Raw genomic sequence first — 23,858 nt, 5'->3', positions numbered from 1 at the left:
CATGCCAATATGGACCATTGCTAAGTACGAAATCATAAGAAAGCTGCGGACGCGCCATGTGCTGTTGATTCAATTCTTAATGCCATTGCTGCTTATTTTTATTCTAGGGTCAGCACTATCGGGGGTATTTAAGGTTGAAGATAAAGTTCTACAGCCCGTCAAGGTTGATATTGTTCAATTCGATACAGGCGGCTTACGTGAAGGTTTTCAAAGCTTTTTGGAATCGCCAGAGACTCAAAAGCACGTCATCATCCATACAGTTGCATCGCGTGAAGAAGCTATTAAGCGGTTGAAAGATAGAGAGTCAGAATTTGCAGTCATCGTCCCGAGTGAATTCAGTCTTCTCGTGCAGGAAGGGAAGGCAGCTCAGTGGGAGATGATCCTAGGTTATGATGCTTTGCAAAATCTAACAGCACAAATGGTATTTCGCACATACTTCGATAAAGTGAATCAGATTCAGGCCATGGGGATGACGGCTCGTACAACTACTGTGGAGCCTCCCAAACTAATCGGAGGAATGACAACACAAACTGCTACTGGAACCCCTTCACTGGTGCATGTAGGCTATTTAACGGGAGCAAATAACACCTACACCGCCATGCAATATTATTCGGCATCGATTCTCGTCATGTTTTTATTGTATTCGGGAATGATTACTGCTTTCAGCCTACAGAGTGAAAAGGTGAATCACACGCTATCACGCTTAAATGGTATGCCTATTCATGATTATCAAGTTTTACTGGGCAAAATTGGTGGGAATATGTTTCTGTGCATCGGTCAGGTCGCAGTCATCATTGGAGCGACAAAGCTTATCTATGGTGTCGATTGGGGTTCTCAATTACTTACATTGTTTCTCATTTGCTTATGTATCATTGTCGCTTCTATGAGCTTGGCTATCCTGATTATGCTACTGTCCAAGTCGGATAAAACCATTGCAACAACATTCCAAATGGTTATTCTCATCATGACGTTCTTAAGTGGAGGCTTTACACAACTTCCAGACGGATTTTTGAAGCAACTGGGTTCATTCACACTAAACTATTGGGGGATGCAAAGCATGTTTCAACTCATGCTCGGAAGCGAAGCTGCGGTAGTAGGTCATCACCTATTGATTATTGGTTGTATGGCGATGGGCTTGTCACTGCTTGCATTTCTTGTGTACCGAAGAGGGGGATATCATGAATAATAGCTTTGTGATCGCTCTCAATATGCTTCGCCGGTCTCTTTTTCAAAGAAAAGGATTGCTTATGTACTTGATTATTCCAGCTGCCGCGGTTTCACTGATTATTGCAGTTCTTGGTAAACAAAGTGAGAATCGAGCAGAAATCGCCTATCTCAATTTAGACCAAGGTACGATAGGTACACAGATCATACAAGAATTAGGTGCATATCCTGATTACCGATTCATATCGGCAGCATCTGAAGCTGAGTTGAAAAGCGATGTTATTAAACAGAAGGTCACAGGTGCCTTCATCCTTCCTGCAGATTTAAGTGAAAAGTTATTCGCAGGAGGAACTCCACCGCAGCTTGACATGTATCAATTGAACACGAATGAAGCAACGGTTACGCTCCAAATAAGTCTAGATGGGATCTTATCCAGGTATCAAGATACGATTTCCACATATAGACTTCAAGGACTGACAGGGGCTAATTTACGAGAGCACACGCTGCAAACAATAGCAAATATGCAAAAGCACCAAATTAGTCCTGACATCACGGATTTGCATATGTATACCAATCCCAACATGCATATTGTCATTGGCTTTATGCTGATCTTTATGATGAGTTTAATCAATAGTACGGTGTCCCTCGTTTTGGAAGATCGACGATTTCGCACCATGGCAAGAACGTACACAGCGCCAGTACGGGCAATTGAAATTGTAGCAGGGAATTTCTTGGGCAGCTTTATTGTAGGCACGCTTCAAGTGCTTGTTATTCTCATCATTACGAGATACGCAGCTGGTTATGAGTATGGCCTCCCATTCCTGCCTCAGTTAATAATTTTAGAATTCTTCTTGCTAGCGAGCATGGGAATTGCTAGTACTGTAGCAAGTATGGTCAAAAATGCAACCAATATGAACGTGATTAACTCACTCCTTGTCACGCCAACCTGTATGCTCGGTGGATGCTTTTGGCCGATTGGTCTCATGCCGGATTGGATGCAAAAGCTCGCCAACTTTGTTCCGCAAAAGTGGGCGCTCGATGCAATCGAGCGAATGTCAGCTGGTCAACCTTTATCACACATGTGGATGCATATGGGGATCTTGGCCTTATTCGGGCTTATCTTGATGAGCATTGGCTCAGCTATTCTCAAGCCGATGGAGTCTGATGCAGGTTAATGAACTCAAAGGGCAGCTCCTGACGTGCAGGGCTGCCCTTTGATATCTGTGAAGTATTAGATTACAAAAGCGCTAGTGATAATAACCAACAAGATGAAAAGAACCAAAATTGCTGCAGAAGATCCATATCCGCCGCCACAGCCAACGCCACCTACACCTGCTACGCCATAACCCATTTCATTCACCCTCTCTGTTGTAAGACCTCTTCATTGACTTTCGACATAGCATATGGAGCAAGGGGGGAGATGGAATGGGCTAAGTACGACTTTTGCAATGATTGTGCTCGTGTCCGTAGTCAGGTGCGGATTTTGCATGGTTATATGGTATACTGATCGAATGGACAAGGAAGGGAGAAGGGTTGGCGTATGACGGCGAATGAAGTTGCAGAGTGGATGTTGAATGAGCTGAAATCGGCAGGGATCTTGTATCAAAAGGAGGCCGTGGACTATATTCTTGCGAATTTTGGGGAATCCTTTATTTATGTGAACGACAATGGCAATCAAGCTATTTCCAAAGAGGTTAAGAAAATCTTCAAGAAATTGCATGGCGGTAGGGCAGCGTGGGAACGCGATGGATTTTTTTGGGGCTGGCATTAATCATAGGTTGGCGTGGCATGGGCTGTAGCTGATGGCAAACAGGCATCGGCTTTTTTGTGCGCTTTCTTTTAAAAAAATATCCATAATCCAAGTTGCTAAAACATAGAATTCATAATAAGATAACTGTAAGAACACAAGTTGTCTGAATATTTAAATAAATGGTTTGGGCCAATTATGGAGGGGATTGCCGTGAGTAAGAGTCATGAAGTGGAATATTGCAACCTAGAGTTACGATTTGATCGCCGGCTAATCCGGAACTTCATTAAAGCACTCATCCAAGAAGGCTACTCGCTCTACTGGAATGAAAGTGAACTTCAGTTTATCATTTCTATTCGTACTGGACGCAAGTTGATTAAGCTGAAATTCGAACGAATTGGCGAGAAGTATAAGATTGTTGGCAATTATTCATTCAAAGATGAGAAGCTTGCTGAAATGATGGAGAAGCTGATTGGCGATACGCGAGGTCATGCCGTAGTTAAAAGATTTAAGGATCGGCAAATTCTCATTGAGAATATTATGTTCGGGGAAATCATCCGCATGGTGGAGATTAGCGGAATCGAACATAAGGTGCTGTATCAGAAGGAGCCTGCTGTGACCGTAGAAGAAGTCATGCAAGCACTAAGATCGAAGAGAACAGACGAACGCATCCCAATTCTGCGCATGGAGCTTGATTACGAGTTAGCGACGTTGCAAGATGCACTGTCATCAGGGGATACCAAGGCCGCGATGGAAAGTAAAGTGAAATTGATCGAGTTGAGACAAGAAATGCTTCTATTGGAGATGTGAGAATGAATAGTGTGCTGGGATGAAAGAGAGCCTGTATGAACGTATACGGGACTCTCTTTTGTGTGTTTATAAGCAATAAAATAGGTGATGCACTCTCTGGGAAGGGAGTTTTTTTTGTCTTGCGAAAAGACTATTGTTAACGTGTGCATAGATGTGATATGCTTCTATCTGAGGTGAATGTATGAGCGCAACTATTAAGGATATTGCGAAGCTCGCGGGTGTTTCCCACACGACAGTTTCCAGAGCGTTGAACAACAGTCCGCTCATCCAAGAGGAGACGAAGGAGCGCATTCGCATCATCGCTGAACAGCTGGATTACACGCCGAATTATAATGCGAAAAGTTTAGTGCTGGATCGTTCGTATAACTTGGGGCTATTCTTTACCACACTAAGCAATGGAACTTCCGCTGGTTTCTTCTATGAGGCCATTCGAGGGGTTAACTCGGTAATTCGAGATCGCTACCAATTGATTGTCAAAGGCATTGATGATTACACGAGCTTTCATTCCATCACCAAGAAGAGCTTTGACGGCATCATTATTGTTAGTCAAAGTGATGATGATGGGCCCATCATTGAACATATTGCGAACAAAGGAATTCCGCTCGTCGTATTGAATCGGCCCGTGGACACCCCTGGTGTTCTGAATGTCCTCTCTGATGAAGAGCAAGGTGCTTTCCATGCAGGATCTTTCCTTGTCAATCAAGGACATAAGAAAATCGCGCTAATCGAGGGACGTAAGGGGTTTAAATCGGCACAGAATCGCAAGGATGGCTTTGAACGCGCAATGGATCATTATGGGATTACCATTCCAGATTCGTTCCGAATGCCAGGTCTTTATGATTTGGAAAGCGGTCATAAAGCCATGCGGCAATTTTTGAGCCTCCAAGAAAGACCAACAGCGGTTTTTTGCTGCAATGATGAGATGGCATTAGGAGCCATTAAAGCTGTTTTTGAAGCAGGTTTACAAGTTCCTAAAGACATATCTGTCGTCGGGTTTGACGATACTGTTTTCGCGGCTTATGTGACTCCTGCCTTAACAACAGTGCGCAGGCCGATCGAACAAATTAGCGAAGAGGGCGCATTGCGGCTTCTAGGTAATATAGAGAACAAATTGAATGAAACGGAGCAAGTGCTCTTGCGAACAGAGTTAATTGTTCGAGAATCCGTGCAACCAATACATGCATAAGGAAAGTGGGAGAAATCGATGAGTGTTTTACGAGAGCTGTTAAATGATATTCCGATTCCACAAATGGTCAAAATTCGCCAGAAGTTCGATCGTACGATCTTGGACAATCCTCTGCAGGAGCTAGCAGATAAGTTGGAAAGCAGCGGGGTTATGCCTAGCATTCTTCCTGGACAGCAGGTCGCTGTTGCTGTAGGAAGCAGAGGGATTGCGAATATCGCAGGCTTCACGAAGACAACCTTGGATGCGATTAAGGCAAGAGGTGCACATCCATTTATCGTTCCTTGCATGGGAAGCCATGGCGGGGCGACGGCAGATGGTCAGACTGAGGTGCTTCAGCACTTCGGTATTACCGAAGAAACGATGGGGGCACCGATTCGTTCTTCCATGGAAGTTGTTCAAATTGATCAGCTGCCTAACGGTTTGCCTGTGTATGTGGATCGCATTGCATCTGAAGCAGATGCCATTGTCGTGATCAACCGTGTTAAACCGCATACAGCTTTCCGCGGACGCATTGAGAGCGGCATCATGAAGATGATCGCAATTGGTCTTGGTAAACAAAAAGGTGCGGAAGCTTGCCATCAGCTCGGCTTTAAATACATGGCTGAGAATGTGCCAGCGATGGCGAATTTGATGATTGAGAAGCTGCCGATCGTATTCGGAGTAGCGCTTGTGGAGAATGCTTACGACGAGACTTGTCAGGTTGAAGTATTGCCTGCGGCTGAGATTGAGGCGCGTGAGGAGCTTCTGCTTGTGGAAGCGAAATCTCGTTTGCCCAAAATTTTATTCGATGAAATCGATGTCCTTGTCATTGATTATATCGGTAAAAATATTAGCGGGGATGGCATGGATCCCAACGTGACAGGGCGTTATCCTACCCCTTATGCACATGGCGGACCGGAAGTGTCGAAGATGGTTGTTCTTGATTTGACACACGAAACCAAAGGTAATGCCAATGGCGTGGGGACAGCTGATTTTACAACACAACGTTTGGTTGACAAAACAAATCTAGAATTCACCTATGCCAACGGATTAACATCGACGGTATGTGCACCAACGAAAATTGCGACTACGCTAGAAAATGATTTCTATGCGATCAAAGCAGCTGTGAAAACGTGTAATATTTTGGATTACACGACTTGTAAGCTTGTTCGCATCCAAGATACACTTCACCTCGGTGAAATTGAAATTTCGGTGAACCTCCTTGACGCTGCTCGTCAGCATCCGGATATCGAAATTTTATCAGAGCCTTATGATTTATTATTTAATGCAGAGGGGAATCTTCGCACATGACCGAAAGTCAGAAGCCCTATATCATTGCGGCTGATATTGGTACCACGAGCACTAAAACACTGGTCATCAATCGGGATGGCCAGGTACTTGCCTCCCATTCGATCGAATATCCATTATTCACACCTGCCGCAGATCGAGCTGAACAGGATCCTGATCAAATCTTTGATGCGGTGGTACAGGGGATTGGCGCCGTTGTTCGTAAGCAGAACATTTCGCCTGAACAAGTCCTTTGCGTATCGTTCAGCTCAGCGATGCATAGCATAATCGCAGTGGATGAGCATAATAAGCCATTAACCCAATGTATTACATGGGCAGACAATCGTGCCGCGAAATATGCGGAGGATTTGAAACAGAGTGGACTTGGCCAACAGATTTATGCCAGAACAGGCACACCGATTCATCCGATGTCACCACTTTTGAAATTGAAGTGGTTCGGAGAACATGAACCAGCGCTTGTTCAACTTACACATAAATTTATAGGAATTAAAGAGTATGTGTTTGCCAAGCTGTTTGGTCAATTTATGATTGACCACTCGCTAGCAAGTGCCACTGGCTTGTTCAATCTCGAGCAATTGGATTGGGATGGCGGGGCACTTGACTATGCAGGCGTAACGCCGAAACAGCTCTCTACGCTTGTGCCTACCACACATCGTGTACAAGGTATGAGCGCGGCGTATGCCGCTGTAATGGGCTTGTCCACGGAAACGCCATTTATTGTCGGCGCTTCTGATGGCGTACTTGCCAACCTTGGCGTAGGCGCCTTCGAGCCTGGTGTTGTCGCGGTTACGATCGGCACGAGCGGAGCAGTTCGCAGTGTCGTCAACAAGCCGCAAACGGATCCCGAAGGTAAGTTGTTCTGTTACGCGTTAACGGAGAACTTCTGGGTCGTTGGCGGGCCGATTAACAATGGGGGGATCGTCTTCCGTTGGGTGAGAGATCAGATCGCGACAGCAGAAGCCGAGGAAGCTCGCCGCATGGGCATGGATCCATACGATCACTTGACTGCACTTGCTGCTGAAGTGGGTGCTGGCTCTGATGGCTTGCTATTCTTGCCTTTGCTATCGGGCGAACGTGCTCCTTATTGGAATGCGAATGCACGCGGCGTTTATTTCGGTCTATCGCTTAGTCATCAGAAGAAGCATATGATTCGTGCTGCATTGGAAGGCGTCATGTTCTCCATTCAAGCCGTTGCCACGTCATTAGAACGAATGATGGGACCTGCAACTGTGATTCGAGCATCAGGCGGCTTCGCTCGGTCGGAGTTCTGGCGTCAGATGATGACCGATATGCTTGGTACAGCCGTAACCGTTCCAGACTCCATTGAGGGCTCGGGAATTGGTGCAGCTTTGCTTGGTTTACTTGCTATGGGAGAGATTGACGATTTATCGCATGCGCACAAATGGATCGGGGTAGGACAGGCTCACGAGGTGAATGAAAACGATTATCGCGTATATCAACAATTGACATCTATTTATACGAGCGTATATCATCAGTTAAAAGATCAATTCGACGCGATTACCGCTTTTCAAAGTCAGCACCTACGGAGTCCTCAATCATAATGTATTTGAGACCAAACACTAGTATTCGAGAGGATGACGACAATGAACTTATTCGATCTTTCTGGGAAAACAGCAGTAATTATTGGCGGTAATAGCACACTTGGTGGCTCCATGGCTTTAGCCCTTGCTGGACATGGTGCAAAAGTAGCTATCGTTGGACGGAATCAAGAGAAAAGCGAGCAGGTTCGTGAGGCTATTGCGGCGATTGGCGGCGAAGCGAAGACTTTCCAAGCAGATGCTACGAAACGCGAAGATTTAGAGGCAGTCCTTCAAGATGTTATCGCTTGGTCTGGCAGTGCAGATGTCCTCATGAATTGTCCAGGTAAAAATAGTGCGACACCTTTCTTTGACATTTCCATGGAAGAATGGGATTCTATTATGGAGGTCAATTTGAAAAGCGTCGTGCTAGCTTGCCAAGTATTCGGGAAATACATGGTTGAACGAGGAGAAGGCGGAAGCATTATAAATATTTCATCCGTTTCTTCAGATCCACCACTTTCTCGCGTGTTCACTTACTCCGCTTCCAAAGCAGCTGTGAATAATATCACACTAAACCTAGCTCGTGAATTTGCTCCGAGCCGCGTGCGTGTGAACGCGATTATTCCTGGCTTTTTCCCAGCAGAGCAGAATCGTAAGATTTTGTCACCTGAACGGATCGAATCCATTATGCGTCATACGCCAATGAATCGATTTGGTGAAGCTGCAGAGCTTCAAGGTGCTGCGGTGTACCTGGCTTCAGAGAAAGCTTCAAGCTTTGTAACAGGAACAGTTTTGAGAGTAGACGGCGGTTTTGGCTCGATGACGATTTAAACTATTTATATATCGGAAGGGTGTATGAGAGACATGTCTAAGCAACAAATAGGTGTTGTAGGTTTAGCAGTAATGGGGAAAAACTTAGCATTAAACATTGAGAGCAGAGGCTTTACGGTATCCGTATTCAACCGTTCTGCTGAGAAAACGAAGGAGCTTCTAAGTGAAGCACCAGGCAAGCAACTTGTAGGTACATACTCGATTGAAGAATTCGTTCAATCCCTTGAAGTTCCGCGCAAAATTTTGATCATGGTCAAAGCAGGCGGACCTACGGATGACACAATTAACCAATTGCTTCCGCATTTGGATAAAGGCGATATTTTGATCGACGGCGGGAATGCATTCTTCCCAGATACACAACGTCGCAACAAAGAGCTAGAAGCTCACGGAATTCGTTTCGTTGGAACAGGTGTTTCCGGCGGTGAAGAAGGCGCGCTTAAAGGACCTTCGATCATGCCAGGCGGCCAAGAAGACGCTTATAAATTGGTTGAGCCCATCCTTACTGCTATCTCTGCCAAAGTTGGCGAAGATGCTTGCTGTACGTATATCGGGCCAGACGGCGCGGGTCACTACGTTAAAATGGTGCACAACGGTATTGAGTACGGAGATATGCAATTGATTTGTGAGGCTTACCAGTTGCTGAAAGATGTGCTTAACGTTAGCACAGAAGAGCTTCATGAGATCTTCACAGAGTGGAACAATGGGGAGTTAGACAGCTACCTAATCGAAATCACACGTGATATCTTCACGAAATATGATGCTGAGACAGGTAAGCCAATGGTTGATGTGATTCTGGATTCCGCTGGACAAAAGGGAACAGGAAAATGGACCAGTCAAAGTGCTTTGGACCTTGGCGTGCCGCTTTCCATCATCACGGAATCCGTATTCTCCCGTTTCATCTCAGCGATGAAGGCAGAACGCGTAGCAGCTAGCAAAGTACTCAAAGGACCTGATGCTCCAGCATTCACAGGGGATCGCAAAGCGTTTATCGAGGCTGTTCGTCAAGCTCTTTACGCAAGCAAAATTTGTTCGTATGCACAAGGTTTCGCTCAAATGAGAGCAGCTTCCGAAGAATATAACTGGGATTTGAAATACGGCAGCATCGCGATGATTTTCCGCGGCGGTTGCATTATCCGTGCTCGTTTCCTTCAAAATATCAAGGATGCGTATGATCGCAATCCAGAATTGAAAAACCTATTGCTTGATTCTTACTTCACAGACGTCGTTCATAACTACCAAGGTTCATGGAGACAAGTAGTTGCAGAAGCGGTTGCTCGTGGTATCGCAGTTCCTTCTTTCGCATCCGCACTTGCTTACTATGACAGCTACCGTACAGAAAGATTGCCAGCTAACTTGTTACAAGCACAACGTGATTACTTCGGGGCTCATACGTTCCAACGTGTAGACAAAGAAGGATCCTTCCATTTCAACTGGATGGGTAACGAGTAATTATTGCTTATCTTGTAAGCCGTAAGCCGCTTCTCGCAGCCACATCTTCAGACGATCGGCTTCTTGATCGAAGCCATTGCGTTTGTGGATCAGCATGAGGGAAATCTCGGCAAAATAACGGAAATTTCTTAATAATCGTGGTTGAGTTAGACCTTGCAACATCGGGTCTTCTTCAGCCACTTTTTTCTTAATAAATTCTAGAATCCAGACGACATCCTCTTTGCATAGCGTATAGCTCGGGTGCAATATTTGCTCCAGTTTGCGTTGTGTGCGGTTCGTAAAGGCGGTAGTTTGGTTGGGCTGCAGCACAGTTGGGTTCAAAGCTCCATCTCTCCTTACCTTGGTGGTCTATCTTCCAATCTTAACTGTTTGTGCTAGAATTTATTCACACTACTATATGATTTTTTGTTGGATTGTATTCATGCTGTAAGGGCTATGGTATGATGTTGGGAAAGTTTGTATGACTAGCGTATGGGAAAAGGGGATTTGTGTGACAGTCAGAAATATTGTACTTGTTGGATTCATGGGAACAGGGAAATCAACTGTAGGCAAGAAACTTGCAGAGCGTTTAGGATGGAGTTTTTGCGATTCTGATGTTGTGTTAGAGGAAGTGCAACAGACGAGTATATCGGAAATATTTCGGAATCACGGCGAAGCACATTTTCGCGCCCTGGAAACCGAGACGTTGGCACGTATATTAGATAGTGAGGGACAAGTTGTTGCGACGGGTGGGGGTGCAGTACTTGCAGAGTCTAATCGAAAATGCATGTTACAGCATGGTTTTGTTGTTGCGTTGAATGCGGCTGCAGAAACGATTATCCAAAGAGTAAGTAGCGATACGAATCGACCTTTGCTGCAGGGGGATTTGGAAGAACGTGTTCATTCGTTAATGGAACAAAGAAAGCATGCCTATGATTTCGCTCATACGTCCATCGATACGACAGACTTAAGCGAGGATGAAATCGCGGATCGCATCATTCAGCAAGCAGTGCGCCACTAAGGAGAAGATAAGCTTTTCAGCTTAATCTTCCCACTCGAGCATGCCGCCGGTCATGTTTTTAAGTCCTTTATAACCGTTGGCTTCTAGATAGCCTAGTGCGCGTCCACTTCGATTGCCACTGCGGCAGACTAAAATGAGTTCATCAACTTGCGGGATTTCGCCAAGCCGCTCAGGCAATTGGCCTAATGGAATGTGTAGGGCGCCTTGAATCATTCCTTCCGCTACTTCCTCGTCCTCGCGAACGTCGATAAGTGTTAGCTGCTCTCCTTGCGCGAGTCTTGCTTTGATCTCGGATGGTAGAATCGTGTCCATGATACGCCTCCATGTTTGTATTTTCAGAAGAAATCTTCTTACTTAGTATGATAGAAACATAACACCGTGATGTCAAACGAAGTGTTTCAATTAGCTACCCTCTCCTTGATGTCTCAGCTAGGGGAGAAGGTTCCCAAGTTACAATTCGTATGGTACACTGTCAATAAATCTTAGGATCTATCATCCTGCTGATGTTTGGCTGCTTGGCATTCATTGTGCTGGATATACATATAAACTACTTGCGAAGGAGTTAACAATCGTCATGAAAGCCATCGTAAAGCCAACTTCCCATCTTCAAGGGGAAATTAATGCGTTATCCTCCAAGAACTACACAACTCGCTACTTGCTTATCGGTGCATTAGCGAATGGGACAAGTACGATCTATTACCCTGCTCATAGTGAAGATAGCGATGCAATGAGACGTTGTGTACGTGATCTTGGCGCCATTATCGAAGAGGATGATGAGAAAATTGTCATCACAGGCTTCGGTAAGAACCCTAAGCATGTGTCCGAATTGAACGTAGGGAATGCGGGTGCAGTGCTTCGCTTTTTGATGTCTACGGCTGCTTTCTGTCCAGAAGTGACATTCGTAAATACATATCCAGAATCATTGGGGAAACGTCCTCACGATGATTTAATCGATACTTTGCAACAAATGGGTGTAGAAGTACAACATAATAACGGTCGTTTGCCGATAACAATTAAAGGGGGACAACCTCGCGGTGGTAAAATTACCGTTTCTGGTAATGTGAGTTCCCAGTTCCTGAGTTCTTTGTTGTTTATGACGCCACTATTGGAAGAAGACAGTGAAATTGAAGTTCTGCATGATTTGAAGTCCAAAATTATTGTAGGACAAACGCTTGAAGTATTAGCGCAGGCTGGCATCGTCGTTCATGCAAGCGAGGATTTGATGCACTACCGTATTCCAGGTGGGCAATCCTACGAAGCGAAGGAATATGTGATCCAAGGCGACTATCCAGGTTCAGCAGCCATTCTTGCTGCCGCAGCGGTTACGAATTCCGATGTTCGCGTGCTTCGACTAGAAGAGAACAGCAAACAAGGCGAGAAGGCTTGTGTGGATGTTCTGAAGGCAATGGGTGTTGATTTAACGCATGACAACGGTGTTGTACATGTGCGTGGGAATCAGCGCTTAGTAGCGGGAGAATTCGATGGTGATCATTTCACAGATGCGGTACTTGCTATGGTTGCTGCGGCTGTGTTTGCAGAAGGTACTTCGCGATTCTACAATGTTGAGAACCTACGGTATAAAGAGTGTGATCGTATCACAGATTATTTGAATGAGCTTCGCAAAGCTGGAGCGAATGTAGAAGAGCGGCAGAGTGAAATTATTGTTCATGGTAAACCACAAGGGGTGGAAGGTGGCGTAGAAATTAATGCGCATTTCGATCATCGTGTGATCATGGCTTTAACTGTAGTTGGTCTACGCTCTGAGAAGGGTTTAACGATTCGGGATGCCCACCACGTGGCGAAATCGTATCCACAATATTTCGACCACTTGCGTTCGATTGGCGCACAGGTTGAGCTAGTGAGCGAGTCCTAGAATCTCAATTACATTGAATGGGTGAGTCAACATGAGGATTATTTGGCAAGGATTGAAAGTGACGTTTGGATTGTTTCTCGTAGCAGGTCTTACATTTGCGAGCAGTGTATTTGCTGTATTGCTTTATGCGAAGGCTACAGGGAAAGAACCAGCTTTATTCGCTTCTGGTCCGGTAGTCTTAGCCGTTGATAAGCCCACCCCTGCGGTGAAGGAAACCGTGAAGCCGACACCGTCGCCTGCGGCAGCAAAGGTCGTGTCAGCCATGTTGGATGTCCCTATCGTACAGCAATTACCTGAGCTGCCTGCCGGTTGTGAGATAACAAGTCTCACAATGCTGTTGCAATACTATGGTGTTAACAAAACCAAGATGGACTTGGTCAGTGAAATGCCTACAGATATGACACCAGCATCATTGGATGGGAACGGTAACATCACGTACTGGGGCAATCCGAACTCAGGTTTCGTTGGAGACGTAACTCGCAAGAAACGAGGCTTTGGTATCTATGCCGCAGGTTTATTTCCACTTTTGAAAAGTCATATTCCTCAAGCGATTAGCATTACTGGGGAACCATTTGAATTGTACGAGGGGCAAGTGGCCAATGGGATTCCAGTTGTCGTCTGGACGACAATTGATTATAATCTACCTTACAAATGGGTAACCTGGGATACGCCAATCGGTCCGATAAAGACAACATATTCGGAGCATGCGGTTGTCCTTGTGGGATTTGACGAAACGAATGTTTACTTAAATGACCCTTTGAGTGGTAAAAAGCAAGTAAAAGTGAACAAAGCTCAGTTTATTGAAACTTGGACAGCAATGGGGAAACAAGGTCTAACCTACTTGAATAAATAGGAGTGCGATCCACATGACATTTGAGAATCCGTCAAGGGAACATATCAAAGAACTGCTTGCCAATGCAGGTAATATCGCAGTAGTAGGCTTATCCGATAAACCAGACCGCACATCGTATATGGTCTCAGCTGCCATGCAAAACCGAGGATACCGGATTATTCCCGTTAATCCGAATGCCGAGCAGATTCTAGGTGAGAAATGCTATCCATCTTTATCCGACATACCTGAGCCTGTGGATATCGTCAATGTGTTTCGTCGAGCCGATCAGGTTGTTCCAGTCGCTGAAGAAGCCGTTAAAATTGGAGCAAAAGTGTTCTGGCTGCAACTGGATATCGTGAATGAAGAAGCAGGACGTATTGCAAGCAGCGCTGGCTTAGAAGTCATTATGGATCGCTGCATTAAAGTGGAAGATGCCATTCTGAACCCACGCAACAATTAATGCAGATACGATGAAGTGAGTGCTCTTCAAATAAAAAACCGCTAGTCGATCACCTGTGAAGGGACCGATTAGCGGTTTTCTCATACATGGAACTAGGCTTTCAACACATCGTGATCCACATAACGTGCGCCGTTTAGTTCACTAATAATATTGATAGCGACTTTGGCTCCATCACCAGCTGTGATAATCGTGTGCATGCTGACGCCAGCTGTCGTACCTGCTGCCCATACACCTTTGAGACTTGTATTTCCTTGCGCATCGCAATCAACGATGGATTTAATACGCGGTTCAGTTCCTTCTTTTGTTGCGATACCAGCTGCTTCAGCAAGTTCAACGGATAGTCCAGTTGCTAGAATAACGTGCTTGCCTGTATATGTACCATTTTCTGTAGTAACTTCAAAGCTATCGTCGTTTTTTACGAGTTGAGTCGCTTTGCCTTGCACGAATTCAGTTCCGAATTTTGCAGCTTGTTTCTTGCCGATTTCTACTAAATCGGGTCCGCCAATCGCTTCGACACCATAGTGATTCTCGATCCATGCACGTTTCGTAACACTTTGTTCATTATCGATAACGAGTGTTTTCTTGCCTGCTTTTGACGTGAATAGTGCAGCACTTGCACCGGTAGGACCAGCACCAATAATAATAACATCGTAAGACATAAGGGTGTTTCCTCCTCGAATTTTGAATTTGGGTACAGGTAAAGTATGACAGCATGTAGGTGACTTAGTCAACTTTTACGTTTACTATGTAGAATAACCCTGTAAAAACATGAGATCTGCTTATTTTTTTTGACAAAAGGACGAACAAGCTTTACGATTTGATAAAGAGAATCTTAGGATTATGGGGAAGAATCTCTTCGAAATTGCTGAGGTAGATGCTTACGAAGTCAGGTTTCTGACGAAAAGTTTAAGGAGGTTAGCATTCGTTTGAACTGGATGGGGAACTTACAACAGCTTGGCCGCTCCTTAATGCTGCCTACCATTGCGCTTCCTATTGCTGCTGTGCTGCTTTGTCTAGGGGATCTACCTTGGGATGTCATACATGCTTCAAGCTTTGGGGACATGCTGTCTTTGGCTGGAAATACAATCTTTGATTATATTCCAATCATATTCGCTGTTGGTGTGGCATTGGGACTAACTGAAAGTGCCGGAATTGCTGGTTTATCGGCCATGCTTGGATATTTCATGTTTACGCGGCTCATCGAGCATGGGTTGGGTACGCAATTTCAATTAGGCGTTTCTGGCGGCATCTTGATTGGCCTCTTGGCTGCAATCATCTATCATCGCTGCAAGGAGATTAAGCTTCCGGAGTACATACAATTTTTCGGTGGGCCCCGGATGGTGCCGCTCGTTATGGGCCTTGCAACGCTCATTGCCTCTTATATTATGATTGGGATTGGTCCCTTTCTAGAGACGCTTATGGGCAAAATTTCAAGCGGCTTACTCGGATTAGGCGGCATCGGTGCATTCATTTATGGGATTGCTCATCGCTTGCTCGTACCTTCAGGCTTACATCATATCTTGAATAATTTTTTCTGGTTTCAAGTGGGGGCTTACGAAACACCATCTGGACAATATGCGTATGGCGATTTGCCGCGATTTTTTGCTGGCGATCCTTCCGCAGGCATGTATATGGCCGGTTTGTACCCCATCATGATGTTTGCATTGCCAGCAATTGCTTTTGCGATTATCGGAGAAGCGAGAGAAGATTTGAAGCCGAAGATCAAAGCGACCTTCTTAACGGCTGCATTAGCTTCCTTTTTAACTGGCGTGACAGAGCCGATTGAATTTGCCTTTCTTTTTGTAGCACCTTATTTGTTTATCATCCATGCCATCCTTTCGGGTGTAGCTATGTGGATCGCATATGAGTTAAACATCCATCATGGTTTCTCTTATTCGGCTGGAGCGATTGACTATATCATTAATCTGCACTTATCACACAATGGCTTATTATTGATTCCGATAGGACTGGTCTATGGTTTGCTCTATTATTTCCTATTCCGATGGGCAATTCAGAAGTTCCGAATTCCTACACCGGGTAGGGAAGAAGGTTCATCGCTAGAAGAGTGGGCAGGAGACATTCCATATCGTTCGCCATTAATTTTGCAGGCACTGGGTGGGAAAGACAATATTAAGAAGATTGAAGCCTGTATTACTCGATTGCGACTTACACTTGTCAATGATCGTCTGATGGACATCACGGCATTACGACACTTAGGAGCAGCAGGCGTCATCCGTCTTGGAGGAGGCAACGTTCAAGTCGTGTTTGGGACATTTTCAGAGCTTATACGTGAAGAAATCATGAAGGTATTGCGCAAAGATATTCATGTCGTTTTATTTACTTCTCCGATGCAGGGACGTATGATCCCGATTGAAGAAGTGCCAGATCGTATTTTTGCCTCCCGACTCGTCGGGAATGGTGTTGCTTTTATTCCTGAAAAAGGTGAATTGGTTTCCCCTGTTGCAGGAACGATTATGCATATTTACCCAACGATGCATGCGCTAGGTATTCTAACTGAGGAAGGTCTTGAAGTTCTGCTTCATATTGGAATTGACACGTCCAGTTTACCAGGAAAGTGCTTTAATGCCGTGGTAAAGGAAGGCGATCGTGTGGAAGCAGGTCAATTGCTTGTGAAATTCAACTATAATAAAGTGAAGAAATTCGCTTCTTCTTTAGCGACACCTATGATAATTACGAACCCAGATATCGTGAAATCTTGGAGTTTCGCTCCGTTTAAGCCAGTTAAGAAAGGACAAGGCTCTGTTATGTCCGTAGTCCTTAAGCCAACTAAATCCGAGGGGGGGACGAACGGATGATTAGAGGTGTAGGTGCTTCTTCGGGAATTGCAATGGGTCAAGCGTTTGTTATTCCTACTTGGGAATGGGATTTTCCAGAGAAAATGATTGATGTGACGGATTTAGCCTATGAATTCGAGCGATTGTATGATGGCATTCGTCATTCCAAGGATGAACTGGAGCTAATCAAACAAGAGATCAAGGAAGTTGTTGGACAAGAACAAGCCTATATTTTTGATGCACATTTGGCCATTTTGGAAGATCCCATTTTCATGAATGAGATTCAAGGAATTATTGAATTGCAGTATAAAGCCGCAGAAGTCGCGGTGAAAGAAGTCATTGATAAATTTGTTGGCATGTTTAACTTAATTGATGATGAGTACATGAAAGAACGTGCTTTGGATATTAAAGATGTGGGTAATCGTCTTTTGAAGCATCTGTTAGGGGATACAAGCTCGTCAGTGCCGCCCATCGACCATCCCTATATTTTAGTTGCGAAAGAACTGACTCCATCACAGCTTGCTCACCTAGATCCAACGAATGTGCTAGGACTGTTAACGATTCTAGGAGGCACGCACTCGCATGTGTCGATTATGGCCAGAGCGATGTCTGTTCCTTATGTACTTGGGTTGGAAGGTAAACTGCTGCGTCCTATTCAAAACGGTGATTTCTTAATTATTGATGGTCAAGAAGGTACCTTGTATATTAACCCGGACAAGATTACCATAGAACGCTATCAGGCACGTAAGAAGAATTGGCTGGAGTTCAAAGAAAGCTTGCAAGGAATTGCTGATGTGGCTCCATTGACACTAGATAAAAGCTTGGTTAATTTGCATGCGAATATTAATTCTGTCATGGAAATTGACCAAGTTTTGCGAAATGGTGCATCAGGTGTGGGGCTGTTCCGAACGGAATACTTGTATATGGATCGGGATTCATTGCCTAGTGAAGAGGAGCAATTTGAGGTTTATCGCCACGCGGCGATGCAGCTCAAAGGACGTCCAATCGTGATCCGTACCTTGGATATTGGCGGCGATAAGAAGTTGGATTACATGCCGCTTGCCAAAGAAGATAATCCATTCCTCGGTTACCGGGCCATTCGGATTTCACTGGATCGTACAGATCTCTTCATGACGCAGTTAAGAGCGATTCTAAGGGCTAGTCATTATGGGAATGTGAAGATCATGTACCCAATGGTAACCTCGGTAGATGAGGTTCGGCAGGCGAAAGCGCACTTGGAAAGAGCAAAACTTGAGCTAAGTAGTCTTGGTGTGCCCTTTAATGCAAATATAGAGGTCGGACTTACAATCGAAGTACCCGCTGCTGCGATTATTGCTGATGTGCTTGCCAGCGAAGTGAATTTCATGAGTATTGGTACGAATGATTTAGTTCAATATGTGTTGGCTGTTGATCGAATGAACGAGAATATCGCGCACTTATATAATCCTTATCACCCAGCCGTTATTCGATTGCTCAAACTCGTGATCGACGCAGGCAAGCGTGTTGGTATTCCAGTAGGTGTATGCGGGGAGATGGCTGGAGATATCCGGGCTCTGCCGATATGGCTAGGACTGGGCATTGAGGAGCTAAGCATCTCGGTTCAGACACTCTTGCAAGTTAAGCACAGACTGCTTAGCAGTGATGCCGCGACATGCAAGGCATTAGTCGATCGCATTTTGATTTGCAGAACAAGTGATGAAATCTTGGAGCTTCTAGCTCAAACTGAACAAACGGAATCCATTGTAGGAGGTAGTTAGTATGGAATTAGCTGGCCTAAAGGTGCTTGCTTTTGTTGATGAAGAATTTGAAGATTTGGAAATGTGGTATCCTGTCTATCGCTTGCGCGAAGCAGGTGCCATTGTAGATATCGTTGGACCTAAAGCGAAAACGGTCTATCACGGCAAATATGGCGTACCCATCACGACCGATTATGCGTTCGATGAAGTAAAGTCTTCGGATTACGTGGGTCTTTATGTACCTGGTGGCTGGGCTCCTGACAAACTACGCCGTTATGCGGATGTGCTTAGACTCACGCAGGAGTTTCATGCTGATGTGAAACCTATCGCACAAATTTGTCATGCTGGCTGGGTTTTAATTTCTGCCAAAATTGTTCATGGTTACACGATGACGTCCACGCCAGGCATTCGCGATGATATCGAAAATGCAGGCGCTATTTGGCTGGACGAAGAAGTGGTCGTAGATCGCAACCTTATTTCAGGACGTAGACCGCCAGATCTTCCGGCATTTTCCAAGCGATTTGTGGATGAACTCATCTCATTTAGCAAACAACAGGAAAAGTAACACTTCGCTTCCATAGGTGGCAAAAACTACTATGTATAGATCAGAAGGAAATCTGATGGCATCGTAGAATAACATAGTACAAGCAATTCATGTACATGCCGCCAGGAAGTAGAAGGAGTGTTAGAATGCAAAAGTATTGTAAGTGCGGACGCACGATGAACCTTCGTCTGCGCACGGTTATTTATCAAAGTAAAGTAGATATTGAGAACGTACCTATTTATTCCTGTGAGGCCTGTGGACGAAGTGAGGTCGTACCTCATGTAAAGCCTGAACTTACCGGCCTGATCGGTAGGCTGGGAAGCAAGCCAGAGAAGCAGCAGTTCTTCTTCCATGAAGTTTCGGAAGTTGCCTTTCTGCTACTAAAAGTAACAGAAAAAGAACGTATGAATGATTCTATGGAACAAATTGTTGAGGAACGAATCAATGAGCTGCTGGACATCTTGTTACTAGCGCAGTCGCTGGGAGATGAGCCATGGGCGGAGGAAATCCGTAAACGATTATCCCAAATCACTCAAAGCGCAATTTCAACCTAAAAATGGGCTGCCAATCTCGATTAGAGGTTGGCTTTTATTCTATTTGTGACCCTTTTGAAAATAAAATGAAAATTATTTTCAAAGCATTTTCATTTTGCATTGCAAGATGGATTAATTTGTCGTATCATAACGATAATATACTAGGTTCGCAGAATACTTGTGAAAATGGAGAGAGCAACCGTGACCGTAACCATTTATGATGTAGCGAGAGAAGCAGGCGTTTCCATGGCAACCGTATCTCGGGTTGTTAATAATAACCCGAACGTTAAGCCACAAACACGTAAGAAAGTTTTTGAAGCCATTGAACGATTGGGTTACCGTCCAAATGCGGTAGCTAGAGGATTAGCAAGTAAAAAGACGACAACGGTTGGCGTTGTTATTCCCGATATCTCCAATTCTATTTTTGCTGAAGTAGCGCGTGGGATTGAGGATATTGCGAATATGTACCATTACAATATTATTTTGTGTAATGCGGACAAGAAGAAAGAGAAAGAAATTCGTGTAATTAACACGTTGCTTGAGAAACAAGTAGATGGATTGCTCTTCATGGGTGGTGTTGTAACGGAAGAACACATTCAAGCTTTCCGTACATCTTCCGTTCCGGTTGTCCTATGTGGCACGAAGGAAGAGAATCAAGTGATGGCATCTGTTGATATTGATCATGAAGCTGCTGCATTTGATGCGGTGAACGTACTTATTGCAGCTGGGCATCGTGATATTGCTATGATTTCTGGTACGCTACAGGATCCTGCAAATGGATTTGCTAGATACCAAGGATACAAACGTGCGCTTGAAACGGCTGGTATTCCAGTACGAGATGAGTATGTACGGATTGGGAATTATCGTTACGAGTCAAGTGTAGATGCAGTTAATTACTTCTTGGAACTATCTCCTAAACCGTCCGCCATTTTCTCGGCAACGGATGAAATGGCCATTGGCGCTATTCATACAATTCAAGACAATGGGCTTCGTGTTCCTGAAGATATTGCTGTTATCTCTGTAGACAATATTCGCATGGCTTCTATGGTAAGACCAACATTAACGACGGTAGCTCAACCGATGTATGATATCGGAGCTGTGTCGATGCGACTTCTGACGAAGTTGATGAATAAAGAATCAACAGAAAACATGCAAGTTATTTTACCGCATGAAATCATTAACCGTCAGTCGGTTAAAGCTCAAGCTTAAGTGAAAAATAAACCTCTAATCGTTTCCTTCTCTAGTGGAAGGGATGCGATAGAGGTTTTCTCATGTAGGAAGAGAGAGAGGGATATGACGATGTCTTGGAATAAAATCGCATTAATTGGCGCTATGAATGAAGAAATTGAATTGCTCGTGTCTCATATGACGAATATCAATGAAACGGTCAAAGCAGGCATCACATTCCGCGAGGGTACCTATTTCGGTAAAGATGTAGTTGTATGTCGTACTGGCGTGGGCAAAGTGAATGCAGCAGTTACCACGCAAATTCTGATTGATCAGTTCGGTGTAGAAGCTGTGATTTTCACGGGTGTAGCAGGGGCGTTAGATCCTGAATTGCAAATCGGTGATCTCGTTATCTCAACGGAATGCGTACAGCATGATATGGACGTAACGGCACTTGGGTTTCCGCGCGGCGTAATTCCCTACGCAGACAATTCGGTATACGTGGCTGATCCCAAGCTGGTAGCGTTAGCTGTAGCTTCTGGAGAGAAGTTATTTGCGGGTAAAGTGAAACAGGGGAGAGTATTATCAGGTGACCAGTTCATTGCAAGCCGTGAAGTGGTTGCAAGTCTATATCAAGAGTTGAATGGTGTCTGTGTGGAGATGGAAGGATCCTCCGTTGCGCAAGTATGTGCAATGAATGGTGTTCCTTACGTTGTCTTACGTTCCATGTCTGATAAAGCAGATGGGTCTGCGCATGTGAATTTCGCAGAGTTCACAGTCATTGCTTCGGAGAATTCGTATAAGATGGTTGAAGACATGGTGAAGCAGCTGTAAAATAGCCCTCCATGAATAAAGCTCAGAGTATCGCCTAGTTGGCGGTGCTCTGAGCTTTTCATTTCTTTGGAAAGATTTATTTCAAATACATCATCGCCAGTTCCTTGGTCTGGCGATTCTTCTCGGTGATCACCTGGCGCCTCGGAATCGGCGCCCAGGCTTCGACCGGGTCGAGCCATGTCTCCACGAGTGGGACGGGGCTCTTGCCCTGCCAGGCGTCCAGCCACGCCTGGGGCAGCCTCAGCTGGGGCTCCGCCTCCAGCTGGCTCAGGGTCGCCTGCTCGCTCATCACGAGCCAGAGCAGGCTCCAAGCCCGCGGTACGACACGCCAGATGTCGTACCCGCCGCCCCCGAGCGCGACCCACCGACCTTCGCACCACTGGTGCGCAAGTCGATGGATGAGCTCGGGCATGGCCTTGTACACGCGCATGGAGCAGTGGACATGCGCGAGCGGGTCGAATGCATGGGCGTCGCACCCATGCTGCGAGATAATGACGTCCGGCTGGAAGCGGGCAATCAGCTCGGTTAACACCTCGCTGAAACACTCCAGCCAAGAATCATCCTCGGTGTAGGGCTCCACCGGGATGTTCACATTCGTTCCGAACGCGTCGCCTTCTCCGCGTTCGTTCACTGCCCCAGTGCCGGGGAATAAATATTTCCCCGTCTCATGAATGGACAACGTGCCGACCTGCGGGTCGGCGTAGAAACTCCACTGCACGCCATCGCCGTGGTGCACGTCCGTGTCGATGTAGAGCACCTTAGCGCCATACTTCTCTTTGGCGTAGGCGATTGCCGCAGATGCGTCATTATAGACGCAGAAACCCGCGCCCTTGCTCTGCAGGGCATGGTGAAGGCCGCCGCCTAAATGTAAGGCATGAGGCGCTTGTCCGGACATCACGAGGTCAACGGCATGGATAGAGCCACCTACGACCTTGGAAGTGATGTCATGCATTTCTGGGAAGTACGGCGTATCGTCCGTATCGAGTCCAAAGCGGGTAGCTTCCCGTACCCAGCACTCGTCAGGATTAGCTGCGCTTAATGCTTTTACCGCCTCGATGTATGGAGCTGAATGCACCCGCAAGAGTTCTGCATCAGTCGCTGATCGAGATGTAACTACCATACTGTCTGGGAGTGCCCCAGTCTTGCGAAGCAGATCAACTGTCATGACAAGTCGATCCTGATTGAAGGGATGTGTCTCATTAAATTTATAATGAATTTCCTGATCGTCATAGATAAACACAGGCTGCTTAATCATCATGTTCATTTCCAAATTCCCCCGAATTGGCTAACAATTTCGTTTGAAAATCTGCTACTAACTGCATCTCATGGAGCTAATACATAAAGCGCTGCTGAAAACGCACGCGATCAAACTGCTCGACTGATGAGAGAGGGACTTGTTTCCCGATTCTCACCATCAGGCAGTTGGCGGGATGTGAGCAAATCTCTGGATCATCCGTTGCAAACCAGATCATATCGACGCTTTTCATCAGTTTCTCCATCATTTGACGATATTCCCAAACGGTTAATTTGCTCGTTTCCAAATCCCAATGCCAATAGTATTCAGTCGTGAAGCAAATGACATTTTCCATTTGATCTTCTTCAAATGCCAGCTGTATCATCTTTTTGCCTAAACCCATCGATCTGTAATCATCAGCAACCTCAATGGCGCCGAGTTCGATTAAATCCTTCATATTTCCTTGTGACCATCGTTCGATTTCATCAGCATAATGGAAAGTGACGTAACCAACAATCGTGGAACCATCCCTTGCAAGGATGATTCGTCCTTCAGGTAATCCGGCAATTTCGATGAGCGCTTCGAGTTGTTCTTTCGGTCGACGGAAGGCATCGAGTTTCGCATGCATCGTGAGTTGCTGCAAGTTGTCTGGTGAAACGGGACCCTCAATTATAATTTCTGGGAGATCTGGAGCCCTGCGCAAGCTTTGTGAGTGATAGATTTTGATATGCTGCATAACCTTGGCTCTCCTTCTAAAAAAAAGCATGATGGGCGTTTCCTTTGCGAAAATATAAGAATGGATAGGTTTCATCTAAACGAGTCGGAGTCGGCTATA

25 protein-coding genes are annotated in these 23,858 nt (G+C 45.3%); 19 read left to right on the top strand and 6 right to left on the bottom strand.

The annotated features are described in order from the left end of the window. Window position 1 precedes the first annotated feature (1 nt). Entirely contained in the window at window positions 2-1,186 is a 1,185-nt protein-coding gene (locus AC58PV_RS20145; RefSeq protein ID WP_497434142.1) for an ABC transporter permease, read from the top strand. After that, window positions 1,179-2,339, top strand: a complete 1,161-nt coding sequence (locus tag AC58PV_RS20140; protein ID WP_497434141.1) for an ABC transporter permease — start codon at window positions 1,179-1,181, stop codon at window positions 2,337-2,339. Before AC58PV_RS20145 ends, AC58PV_RS20140 begins: the two co-directional genes overlap by 8 nt. 56 nt (window positions 2,340-2,395) lie before the next feature. Here the strand turns inward: AC58PV_RS20140 and AC58PV_RS20135 are convergent, their stop codons facing one another. After that, on the bottom strand, window positions 2,396-2,515 hold the full coding sequence (locus AC58PV_RS20135; protein WP_082595333.1) for a YjcZ family sporulation protein: 120 nt from the start codon (window positions 2,513-2,515) through the stop codon (window positions 2,396-2,398). Window positions 2,516-2,704: 189 nt separating this feature from the next. On the opposite strand from AC58PV_RS20135, the gene AC58PV_RS20130 reads away from it, so the two are divergent. From AC58PV_RS20130 to gnd, 7 genes are all read left to right on the top strand, one after another. Continuing rightward, window positions 2,705-2,935 (top strand): DUF6953 family protein, encoded by a 231-nt coding sequence (locus AC58PV_RS20130; protein WP_497434139.1) that lies wholly within the window; start codon window positions 2,705-2,707, stop codon window positions 2,933-2,935. A 189-nt stretch (window positions 2,936-3,124) separates the two neighbouring features. Then, a complete protein-coding gene (locus tag AC58PV_RS20125; protein WP_056612513.1) occupies window positions 3,125-3,721 on the top strand; it encodes a YkzI domain-containing protein in 597 nt (198 codons plus the stop codon). A 181-nt stretch (window positions 3,722-3,902) separates the two neighbouring features. Then, the gene (locus AC58PV_RS20120; protein ID WP_497434137.1) at window positions 3,903-4,907 is read left to right on the top strand and encodes a LacI family DNA-binding transcriptional regulator; all 1,005 of its coding nucleotides are present in this window, start codon (window positions 3,903-3,905) and stop codon (window positions 4,905-4,907) included. 18 nt (window positions 4,908-4,925) lie between these two features. Next, entirely contained in the window at window positions 4,926-6,197 is a 1,272-nt protein-coding gene (locus AC58PV_RS20115) for a nickel pincer cofactor-dependent isomerase, group 22 (protein WP_497434136.1), read from the top strand. Further along, entirely contained in the window at window positions 6,194-7,756 is a 1,563-nt protein-coding gene (gntK, locus tag AC58PV_RS20110; RefSeq protein ID WP_497434135.1) for a gluconokinase, read from the top strand. Before AC58PV_RS20115 ends, gntK begins: the two co-directional genes overlap by 4 nt. 42 nt (window positions 7,757-7,798) lie before the next feature. After that, window positions 7,799-8,566 (top strand): SDR family oxidoreductase, encoded by a 768-nt coding sequence (locus AC58PV_RS20105; protein WP_497434134.1) that lies wholly within the window; start codon window positions 7,799-7,801, stop codon window positions 8,564-8,566. A gap of 33 nt (window positions 8,567-8,599) precedes the next feature. Next, window positions 8,600-10,015 carry an NADP-dependent phosphogluconate dehydrogenase gene (gene gnd / locus AC58PV_RS20100; protein ID WP_497434132.1) on the top strand — a complete coding sequence of 472 codons (1,416 nt, stop codon included), beginning with the start codon at window positions 8,600-8,602 and terminating at the stop codon, window positions 10,013-10,015. Here the strand turns inward: gnd and AC58PV_RS20095 are convergent, their stop codons facing one another. Continuing rightward, entirely contained in the window at window positions 10,016-10,336 is a 321-nt protein-coding gene (locus AC58PV_RS20095; RefSeq protein ID WP_239696914.1) for a hypothetical protein, read from the bottom strand. A gap of 169 nt (window positions 10,337-10,505) precedes the next feature. Here AC58PV_RS20095 and AC58PV_RS20090 point away from each other — a divergent pair, with 169 nt between their 5' ends. Further along, window positions 10,506-11,015, top strand: coding sequence for a shikimate kinase (locus AC58PV_RS20090; protein ID WP_497434131.1), 510 nt, complete (start codon window positions 10,506-10,508; stop codon window positions 11,013-11,015). Between the two features lie 21 nt (window positions 11,016-11,036). Here the strand turns inward: AC58PV_RS20090 and AC58PV_RS20085 are convergent, their stop codons facing one another. After that, complete coding sequence (locus tag AC58PV_RS20085; RefSeq protein ID WP_497434130.1) at window positions 11,037-11,327, bottom strand: rhodanese-like domain-containing protein; 291 nt, start codon at window positions 11,325-11,327, stop codon at window positions 11,037-11,039. Window positions 11,328-11,589: 262 nt separating this feature from the next. On the opposite strand from AC58PV_RS20085, the gene aroA reads away from it, so the two are divergent. The 3 genes from aroA to AC58PV_RS20070 are packed head-to-tail and all read left to right on the top strand — an operon-like array spanning window position 11,590 to window position 14,180. After that, window positions 11,590-12,888 carry a 3-phosphoshikimate 1-carboxyvinyltransferase gene (aroA, locus tag AC58PV_RS20080; RefSeq protein ID WP_497434128.1) on the top strand — a complete coding sequence of 433 codons (1,299 nt, stop codon included), beginning with the start codon at window positions 11,590-11,592 and terminating at the stop codon, window positions 12,886-12,888. 31 nt (window positions 12,889-12,919) lie between these two features. Then, entirely contained in the window at window positions 12,920-13,741 is an 822-nt protein-coding gene (locus tag AC58PV_RS20075) for a C39 family peptidase (protein WP_497434127.1), read from the top strand. A 13-nt stretch (window positions 13,742-13,754) separates the two neighbouring features. Next, window positions 13,755-14,180, top strand: coding sequence for a CoA-binding protein (locus tag AC58PV_RS20070; RefSeq protein WP_497434125.1), 426 nt, complete (start codon window positions 13,755-13,757; stop codon window positions 14,178-14,180). Between the two features lie 92 nt (window positions 14,181-14,272). Here the strand turns inward: AC58PV_RS20070 and AC58PV_RS20065 are convergent, their stop codons facing one another. Beyond that, complete coding sequence (locus tag AC58PV_RS20065; RefSeq protein WP_497434124.1) at window positions 14,273-14,839, bottom strand: NAD(P)/FAD-dependent oxidoreductase; 567 nt, start codon at window positions 14,837-14,839, stop codon at window positions 14,273-14,275. Window positions 14,840-15,106: 267 nt separating this feature from the next. On the opposite strand from AC58PV_RS20065, the gene AC58PV_RS20060 reads away from it, so the two are divergent. The 6 genes from AC58PV_RS20060 (at window position 15,107) to AC58PV_RS20035 (ending at window position 21,789) form a co-directional block, all read left to right on the top strand. Then, a complete protein-coding gene (locus AC58PV_RS20060) occupies window positions 15,107-16,996 on the top strand; it encodes a glucose PTS transporter subunit IIA (protein WP_497434123.1) in 1,890 nt (629 codons plus the stop codon). Next, window positions 16,993-18,732, top strand: a complete 1,740-nt coding sequence (gene ptsP, locus AC58PV_RS20055; RefSeq protein ID WP_497434122.1) for a phosphoenolpyruvate--protein phosphotransferase — start codon at window positions 16,993-16,995, stop codon at window positions 18,730-18,732. The genes AC58PV_RS20060 and ptsP overlap by 4 nt, the downstream gene beginning before the upstream one ends. Before the next feature lies 1 nt (window position 18,733). Next, window positions 18,734-19,276, top strand: a complete 543-nt coding sequence (locus AC58PV_RS20050) for a type 1 glutamine amidotransferase domain-containing protein (protein WP_497434121.1) — start codon at window positions 18,734-18,736, stop codon at window positions 19,274-19,276. 125 nt (window positions 19,277-19,401) lie between these two features. Further along, a complete protein-coding gene (locus AC58PV_RS20045; RefSeq protein ID WP_497434119.1) occupies window positions 19,402-19,809 on the top strand; it encodes a hypothetical protein in 408 nt (135 codons plus the stop codon). 180 nt (window positions 19,810-19,989) lie between these two features. After that, window positions 19,990-20,997 (top strand): catabolite control protein A, encoded by a 1,008-nt coding sequence (ccpA, locus tag AC58PV_RS20040; RefSeq protein WP_497434118.1) that lies wholly within the window; start codon window positions 19,990-19,992, stop codon window positions 20,995-20,997. A 90-nt stretch (window positions 20,998-21,087) separates the two neighbouring features. Next, the gene (locus tag AC58PV_RS20035) at window positions 21,088-21,789 is read left to right on the top strand and encodes a 5'-methylthioadenosine/adenosylhomocysteine nucleosidase (protein WP_497434117.1); all 702 of its coding nucleotides are present in this window, start codon (window positions 21,088-21,090) and stop codon (window positions 21,787-21,789) included. Window positions 21,790-21,865: 76 nt separating this feature from the next. On the opposite strand, the gene AC58PV_RS20030 is transcribed toward AC58PV_RS20035, so the two are convergent. Beyond that, a complete protein-coding gene (locus tag AC58PV_RS20030) occupies window positions 21,866-23,044 on the bottom strand; it encodes an acetoin utilization protein AcuC (protein ID WP_497434429.1) in 1,179 nt (392 codons plus the stop codon). A gap of 76 nt (window positions 23,045-23,120) precedes the next feature. Then, entirely contained in the window at window positions 23,121-23,759 is a 639-nt protein-coding gene (locus AC58PV_RS20025) for a GNAT family N-acetyltransferase (RefSeq protein WP_497434115.1), read from the bottom strand. Window positions 23,760-23,858 lie beyond the last annotated feature (99 nt).

This window comes from Paenibacillus sp. J22FR83, from assembly GCF_059691955.1.
This window is presented reverse-complemented; position numbering and strand designations above follow the sequence as displayed.

Bases quoted from the DNA above. Each gene is read 5' to 3' on its own strand.
- gntK (WP_497434135.1), top strand. From the start codon at position 6,194: ATGACCGAAAGTCAGAAGCCCTATATCATTGCGGCTGATATTGGTACC.
- AC58PV_RS20105 (WP_497434134.1), top strand. From the start codon at position 7,799: ATGAACTTATTCGATCTTTCTGGGAAAACAGCAGTAATTATTGGCGGT.
- AC58PV_RS20085 (WP_497434130.1), bottom strand. From the start codon at position 11,327: ATGGACACGATTCTACCATCCGAGATCAAAGCAAGACTCGCGCAAGGA.
- gnd (WP_497434132.1), top strand. From the start codon at position 8,600: ATGTCTAAGCAACAAATAGGTGTTGTAGGTTTAGCAGTAATGGGGAAA.
- AC58PV_RS20030 (WP_497434429.1), bottom strand. From the start codon at position 23,044: ATGATTAAGCAGCCTGTGTTTATCTATGACGATCAGGAAATTCATTAT.
- AC58PV_RS20045 (WP_497434119.1), top strand. From the start codon at position 19,402: ATGCAAAAGTATTGTAAGTGCGGACGCACGATGAACCTTCGTCTGCGC.
- AC58PV_RS20115 (WP_497434136.1), top strand. From the start codon at position 4,926: ATGAGTGTTTTACGAGAGCTGTTAAATGATATTCCGATTCCACAAATG.
- aroA (WP_497434128.1), top strand. From the start codon at position 11,590: ATGAAAGCCATCGTAAAGCCAACTTCCCATCTTCAAGGGGAAATTAAT.
- AC58PV_RS20075 (WP_497434127.1), top strand. From the start codon at position 12,920: ATGAGGATTATTTGGCAAGGATTGAAAGTGACGTTTGGATTGTTTCTC.
- AC58PV_RS20070 (WP_497434125.1), top strand. From the start codon at position 13,755: ATGACATTTGAGAATCCGTCAAGGGAACATATCAAAGAACTGCTTGCC.
- AC58PV_RS20145 (WP_497434142.1), top strand. From the start codon at position 2: ATGCCAATATGGACCATTGCTAAGTACGAAATCATAAGAAAGCTGCGG.
- AC58PV_RS20120 (WP_497434137.1), top strand. From the start codon at position 3,903: ATGAGCGCAACTATTAAGGATATTGCGAAGCTCGCGGGTGTTTCCCAC.
- AC58PV_RS20050 (WP_497434121.1), top strand. From the start codon at position 18,734: ATGGAATTAGCTGGCCTAAAGGTGCTTGCTTTTGTTGATGAAGAATTT.
- AC58PV_RS20035 (WP_497434117.1), top strand. From the start codon at position 21,088: ATGTCTTGGAATAAAATCGCATTAATTGGCGCTATGAATGAAGAAATT.
- AC58PV_RS20135 (WP_082595333.1), bottom strand. From the start codon at position 2,515: ATGGGTTATGGCGTAGCAGGTGTAGGTGGCGTTGGCTGTGGCGGCGGA.
- AC58PV_RS20025 (WP_497434115.1), bottom strand. From the start codon at position 23,759: ATGCAGCATATCAAAATCTATCACTCACAAAGCTTGCGCAGGGCTCCA.
- ptsP (WP_497434122.1), top strand. From the start codon at position 16,993: ATGATTAGAGGTGTAGGTGCTTCTTCGGGAATTGCAATGGGTCAAGCG.
- AC58PV_RS20130 (WP_497434139.1), top strand. From the start codon at position 2,705: ATGACGGCGAATGAAGTTGCAGAGTGGATGTTGAATGAGCTGAAATCG.
- AC58PV_RS20140 (WP_497434141.1), top strand. From the start codon at position 1,179: ATGAATAATAGCTTTGTGATCGCTCTCAATATGCTTCGCCGGTCTCTT.
- AC58PV_RS20065 (WP_497434124.1), bottom strand. From the start codon at position 14,839: ATGTCTTACGATGTTATTATTATTGGTGCTGGTCCTACCGGTGCAAGT.